Consider the following 5,217-nt stretch of genomic DNA (forward strand, 5'->3'; position numbering starts at 1 on the left):
GTTGATAGGCCGGATATGGAAGCACGGTAACGTGTGGAGTTGACCGGTACTAATAGGCCGAGGGCTTGTCCTCAGTTGCTCGCGTCCACTGTGTTAGTTCTGAGACAACGAACAGTTGTCGGCTTTGAGTAGAACAAACAATTGAAGAGTGTGCTTGTTCGCTCGAAACCATTAGGGTTTCGGTGGTTATAGCGTAGGGGAAACGCCCGGTTACATTTCGAACCCGGAAGCTAAGCCTTACAGCGCCGATGGTACTGCAGGGGGGACCCTGTGGGAGAGTAGGACGCCGCCGAACAATCATTGAAAGGGTGGACCCCGAACTTCGGTTCGGGGTCCACCCCTTTTTTGTTGCCCGTCACTTGAAGTTCACATGGCGCAACCAGCATCCACGGCATGGGTACTGCTGCACTGCTCAGAGCCGCCGGCGTCGGACTCGGTGACGAGGTCGTCGTGCCGGCCTTCGGGAACGTCGAGGTCGCCCAGGCCGTGGCCACCGCCGGGGCGCTGCCGGTGTTCGCCGACATAGATCCCGCCACCTACTGCCTCGATGCCTCCGCTGTCGAAGCCGCGGTGACCTCGCGAACGGCGGCGGTGGTGGTCGTCCACCGTTTCGGGCGACTCGCCGACCTGGAGAGGGTGCACGCGGTGGGCCGGCGGCACGGCTTGCTCGTGCTGGAGCACGGGGAGTCCGCGGCGCCGTACGACGAGATGGCCCAGCGTCGGGAGAGAGCGGCCTATCTCGACGCGAAACTGCGGGGTGTGCGGACGCCCGACGGCGGTGACGGACACACCTACCAGCAGTACGTCGTGCGGGTTCCGGGCAACGGGCGACCGGATCGGGACGCCTTCGCACGAGCCGTACGCAGCAGGGGAGTCGACTGCCGTGTGCCGGTGAAGACGCCCGTGCACCGGCTGCCCGAGTTCCGGCGGTTCGTGGCGTTGCCGGAGACGGAGCGGGCCGCCGACGAGACGCTCGCGCTGCCGGTGGACGCGACGCTCACCAAGCGGGACATGCAGCGGATCGTGTCCGCCTGCAATGCCCTCGGAGGGCTGCTGCAGCCGGCCTTCTGACGTGGTTGGGAGCACGGGGCTGTTCGGGGTATGATCTATTTCGTTGCCGCGCGGGAAACCCAGCGGGCGATAGGCCCCTATAGCTCAGTCGGCAGAGCGTCTCCATGGTAAGGAGAAGGTCAACGGTTCGATTCCGTTTGGGGGCTCCAGCAGAAAGGCCCCACCCTCACGGGTGGGGCCTTTCTCGTGTCCTGGTCTTTCCTGTCCTAGTCCTCCTGGAGTTCCGGGACGCGCATCGCCAGGATCGCCATGTCGTCAGACGGGGCGTCCGACGCGAAGCGTTCCACCGCGCGCATGATGCGGGCCGCGACCGCTCCGGCGGTGAGGCCCGTGCAACTCGTGAGGACGTCCGCGAGACCGTCGTCGCCCAGCATGCGGGTGCCCTCGCGGCGTTCGGTGACGCCGTCCGTGACGCAGAGCAGGACATCGCCCGGGTCGAGGGACACCGTCTCCTCGTAGAGCTCCAGGTCGTCGATGACGCCGAGGAGCGGCTGGGGTTCGGCGGCCGCCACGACCGTGCCGTCCTGGCGCAGGCGGAGCGGGAGCGGGTGACCGGCGCAGACGACCTTCAGCTCGGCGCTGCCGTCCTCCTGGGGGCGCATCTCGCCGTAGAGGAGGGTGAGGAAGCGGCTGCGCTCGCCCTCGTCGAGGATGGCGGAGTTGAGGCGCTCCAGGACCGCCGGGCCGCTCAGGCCCTCGCGGGCTAGGAGGCGCAGGGCGTGCCGCGCCAGGCCGGTGACCGCCGCCGCGTTCGGGCCCGTGCCGCAGACGTCGCCGATGGCGAAGCCGTAGGCGCCGTCGCGGATGGGGAAGACGTCGTAGAAGTCGCCGCCGACCTCGTTGCCCTCGCCGGCCGCGCGGTAGATGACCTCGACCTCGACGCCGTCGATCTCGGGGAGCTCCGGGGGCAGCAGGCTGCGCTGGAGTGACTGGCTGATCGCCGTGCGCTCCGAGTAGAGGCGGGCGTTGTCCAGGGCCAGGGCGGCTCGGCGGGAGAGGTCCTCGGCGAGTTCCAGGATCTCCTGGCGGAAGTGCTCGTCGGTCGGCTTACCGAGGGTGAGCATGCCGATGACGCGGTTGCGGGCGACCAGGGGCAGGACGACCGTCTCGCCGCCGACGGCGGAGGCCGTGGCGAGGGTGGGACCGATGCCGGGGGTGACCTGGCGGGTCCGGTTGCCGTTCAGGCCGAGGCTGCGCATGGAACTGCGCAGGGCGGCCTGGTGGGCGATCTCGCCGGGGGCCGTCCAGACGCGGGCGCCGGGGGTGGGGACCGGGTCGGGCGGGGGGACCTTCGACAGCAGGGACTTGATGCCGTCGATGAGTTCCTCGTCCTCGTGCAGGACGTAGGAGAGGTACGGCTCGGAGGCCTGGTCGGCGATGGTGTAGACGGCGCACCAGGTGGCGAGGGTGGGGACCGTCATCTGGGCCATCAGGGCCATGGTCTGGTCGCGGTCCAGGGTGCCGGCCAGCAGGTCTGAGGCCTCGACGAGGAAGCTGAGGGAGCCGCGGCGCAGGCGCTCCAGTTCACCCAGACGGGCGGACTCCACGGCCAGGGCGATGCGGTCGGCGGCGAACTGCAGGCGCAGGGCTTCCTCGTTGGAGTACCGGCCCGGGGACTCGGCGGCGACGCCGAGGGAGCCGGTGAGGCGGCCCTCGACCTTCAGGGGGACGGTGACGACCGAGCGCATGCCCGTGCCGTTCAGCAGCGGGACGGCGCCCGGGACCGCGTTCAGGTCGTCGTGGACGGCGGGCATGCGGGCCGAGCCGTAGCGGCCGGGGCCGGCCTCGACGGGGACGCGGGCGAAGCGCTGGCGGGCGGAGGGGAGGCCGGTGGAGGCGCGGACCTCCAGTTCCGTCTCGTCGTCGGTGGCGAGCAGGAGGAACGCCGAGTCGCCGTCGAGCATGTCGCGGGCGCGTTCGACCGTGCGCTGCAGGAGGCCGTCCAGGTCGTCCGGGGCGGGGGAGCCGATGAAGACCTCGAAGGGGTCGGTGCTCTGGCCCTCGGAGGTGGTCGAGGTGTCGGAGGCGGGGACGCGGGAGGGCGTCTGCAGAACGGCCCGTTCGTGGTCCCGTACCAGCAGGCACACGGTTGACGGCTCGCCGCCGGTGTCGCGGACGCGCAGGTGGGAGGCGTAGACGGGGGTGACGCGGCCGCTCGCGTCGCGGATGCCGTAGCTGCCCTCCCAGCGGGACAGGAGCAGGGCCTCCGCGATGCCGGTGCCGGTGCCGGGGGTGTGCGGCCAGGCGGCGAGGTCGGTGAGGGGTTTACCGGTGACCTGCTCGGCCGGGTGGCCGAAGAGTTCCTCGGAGTCCTCGTTCCAGGCGGTGATGTGGCCGGTGCGGTCGATCTGGACGACGGCGACGCGGACCCTGCCGTCGGCGACGGGGAGCAGGTCGGCGGGCAGGGCCGGGCCGGCCGCGCGGGTGCCCACGGTGCGGGCGGGGAGGTCGAGCTGGAACCAGACGGTCTTGTGGGTGGGCGTGTACTCGACGCCCCAGCGGCCGGCGAGAGCCGCGCAGAGCTGAAGGCCGCGGCCGCCCTCGCGGTCGGGGCTGCCCATGTTGACGGCGGTGCCCTGCAGCGGGATCTCGCGCTCCGGGTAGCGGTCGGCCACCTCGATGCGCGCGCCCTCGTCGCTGCGCAGGCACAGCACGTCGGCGGAGGTACCGGCGTGGACGACGGCGTTGGTCACCAGTTCGCTGGTGAGAACGACGGCGTCGTCGACGATGTCGGCGAAGCCCCAGCCCTGGAGGGTGTCGCGGACGAAGGAGCGGGCGCTGGCGACCGATCGCCCGACGGGATCGAAACTTGCGGCCGCGCGCGCGGTGATCACAGAACTCCTCGACCGGTTCTCGACGTGCTGGTCCGTGGCTTCGGCCGGCTCGCGCCGCTGGCGCGGCAGGCCGTCCGTCGGCTGGGGGTCCGGGGGCTGTCCCCCCGGGATCAGTCCGGTGGTCATGTGTGCGGCCGCCCCTCCGATGCCCGCTCGTCTTCGTGCCACCGCCCAGGCCGGACGGACCGGCGCGGCTGGACAGCCGGATGCAAGGTTACTTACCTTCGCGGTCCGTGCGGATGCCGGTCTGCAGTGTTTCCGTCCTGAGGGTGTGCGGACGGTGTGCGAAGCTGCCGATCTGTCATGGCCTGGTTCGACCGGGGTGAAACACTGGGCAAGCTTCCTGTGAAGGTGCGGGCAGGCGGAGTGACGAAGGCGTGCGGCGGGCAGCAGCCCCCTGGAAACGGCCTGGTGCGCCGGGCGGAGAATACGCAGTAGTAACCGGTGCGCCGAGCGTGGTGGCCCGGGCAGAGCAGTGACGGTCGACCCCTGCGGGAGGGACACAGTGGAGTCTGGCGCAGCGACGCGTGGCACGAGGACGCGCGCGAAAGGCGGACAGTCCCCGAGCAACCAGGGAAAGGCGCGCAACGGCACCACCGAGGTGGACACGGCGGCGCTGAACCGGCTGCTGACCGCTCTGGTGTCGATGCGGGACGGCAACTTCCGCAAGCGGCTCACGGTGTCCGGGGACGGCGTGATGTCGGAGATCGCGGCGGTCTTCAACGAGGTGGCCGACCGGAACCTGCATCTGACGGGTGAACTGTCGCGGGTGCGGCGGATGGTGGGCCGTGAGGGCAAGCTGACCGAGCGGCTGGAGACGGGGGCCTGCGTGGGCTCCTGGGCTGCGGCGATCGACAACTCGAACGCCCTGGTGGACGACCTGGTGCGACCCGTCTCCGAGGTCAGCCGGGTGCTGTCGGCGGTGGCGGAGGGCGATCTGTCGCCGCGCATGGGGCTGCGGACGCAGATCCCGGAGGGGAACGGGCAGCCGCTGCGGGGCGAGTTCCTGAAGGTCGGGCGGACCGTCAACAACCTGGTCGACCAGCTGTCGACGTTCACCGACGAGGTCACGCGGGTGGCCAGTGAGGTGGGCACCGAGGGCAAGCTGGGCGGTCAGGCACGGGTGCGGGGCATGTCGGGGTCGTGGAAGGACCTCACGGACTCCGTGAACACGATGGCGTACCGGCTGACGGCCCAGGTGCGGGACATCGCGCTGGTGACGACGGCGGTCGCCAACGGTGACCTGTCGCGGAAGGTGACCGTGCCCGCGCGCGGCGAGGTCGCGCAGCTGGCCGAGACGATCAACCAGATG

At 70.4% G+C, this 5,217-nt stretch carries 3 protein-coding genes, 1 tRNA gene and 2 rRNA genes; 5 read left to right on the plus strand and 1 reads right to left on the minus strand.

Annotated elements, in window-relative coordinates:
- The 4 genes from ACFW6P_RS16680 to ACFW6P_RS16695 form a co-directional block, all read left to right on the plus strand.
- Nucleotides 1-73, plus strand: a 23S ribosomal RNA gene (locus tag ACFW6P_RS16680); the annotation flags it as partial.
- 105 nt (nt 74-178) lie between these two features.
- Nucleotides 179-295: ribosomal RNA gene (rrf, locus tag ACFW6P_RS16685) — 5S ribosomal RNA — on the plus strand.
- A 113-nt stretch (nt 296-408) separates the two neighbouring features.
- Entirely contained in the window at nt 409-1,071 is a 663-nt protein-coding gene (locus tag ACFW6P_RS16690) for a DegT/DnrJ/EryC1/StrS family aminotransferase (protein ID WP_386352977.1), read from the plus strand.
- 73 nt (nt 1,072-1,144) lie between these two features.
- A tRNA-Thr gene (locus ACFW6P_RS16695) sits at nt 1,145-1,220 on the plus strand.
- A 57-nt stretch (nt 1,221-1,277) separates the two neighbouring features.
- On the opposite strand, the gene ACFW6P_RS16700 is transcribed toward ACFW6P_RS16695, so the two are convergent.
- A complete protein-coding gene (locus tag ACFW6P_RS16700) occupies nt 1,278-4,031 on the minus strand; it encodes a SpoIIE family protein phosphatase (RefSeq protein ID WP_386424010.1) in 2,754 nt (917 codons plus the stop codon).
- Between the two features lie 475 nt (nt 4,032-4,506).
- Between ACFW6P_RS16700 and ACFW6P_RS16705 the strand changes: the two genes are divergently transcribed.
- Nucleotides 4,507-5,217 (plus strand): HAMP domain-containing protein (locus ACFW6P_RS16705; RefSeq protein WP_386424053.1); only part of this gene is annotated, 711 nt, incomplete at its 3' end.

The organism is Streptomyces sp. NPDC058741, from assembly GCF_042746715.1.
Classification (GTDB): domain Bacteria; phylum Actinomycetota; class Actinomycetes; order Streptomycetales; family Streptomycetaceae; genus Streptomyces.

Excerpts from the sequence above, each read along its gene's own strand:
- ACFW6P_RS16700 (WP_386424010.1), bottom strand. The coding sequence starts at position 4,031 with ATGACCACCGGACTGATCCCGGGGGGACAGCCCCCGGACCCCCAGCCG.